We start from the raw sequence: 836 nt of genomic DNA on the forward strand, positions 1-836 counted from the left end.
TCAAATTTTAATATATTCAAATTTTAATATATCATATCAATTCTTTTATAAATTTATGGAAATAATAAGGAAAATAAGCCTATTATTTCTATTTTTATAAAAGAAAGGAATGATATATATGAAAAAATTATTAAGTATATTGGGAGCCAGTGTTATAACAACTAGCGGAGTAGCACCATTAATGGCAATGAGTCAATATGAACCTAATAATTTAACATAGTCTTCTACTTTGAAATATGTTAGAAATTGCTTGTGGGAATAGTGCTGTGATGCTATTCCTATTTTTATTGTTCAGAAAGGAATACAGCAATGAAAAAACTTTTAAGTATTTTAACGATATCAACTTTAACAGCGAGCATTCCCGCCCCGTTGCTTGCCAACACACCCGCAACCCGCACCTTGACATCTAATTCCAACAATGACTACCTACCAATAAAAGAATTTAAAAATATTAGTGGTTATATTTTTAGAATGACAATAGATAGTAAAGATAACATTTATTTTGCCACAAGTGAGGGTGCGTTTGTGTTGAAACACGGTGCAACAACCCCAACCAAAATAAATGGAATAAAAGGAAATATAATTTCGCTTGTTGTTGATAGTAAAGATAACATTTATTTTGGTAAATTTGATGGTGCGTATAAGTTGTCTGCGGGGTCAACAACACCAACCAAAATAAATGATACCAGCAATAGCACAAATTCTATAACAATAGATAGTAAAGACAACATTTATTTTGGAACAAATAACGGTGCGTATAAGTTGGTTGTGGGGTCAAACACACTGACTAGAATTAATGAAATAAATAATTATGTTGAAACAATTGCAGTTGATAG

1 protein-coding gene and 1 pseudogene are annotated in these 836 nt (G+C 30.5%); both read left to right on the top strand.

The genetic code is table 4. From position 1 onward, the window contains the following. Positions 1 to 118: 118 nt before the first annotated feature. Positions 119 to 220 (top strand): lipoprotein, encoded by a 102-nt coding sequence (locus C6B38_RS10145; RefSeq protein WP_162475900.1) that lies wholly within the window; start codon positions 119 to 121, stop codon positions 218 to 220. Between the two features lie 89 nt (positions 221 to 309). Further along, a pseudogene (locus C6B38_RS05725) lies at positions 310 to 836 on the top strand (hypothetical protein); the annotation flags it as partial.

It is taken from the genome of Spiroplasma sp. ChiS (assembly GCF_002968355.1).
Classification (GTDB): Bacteria; Bacillota_I; Bacilli_A; order Mycoplasmatales; family Mycoplasmataceae; genus Spiroplasma; species Spiroplasma citri.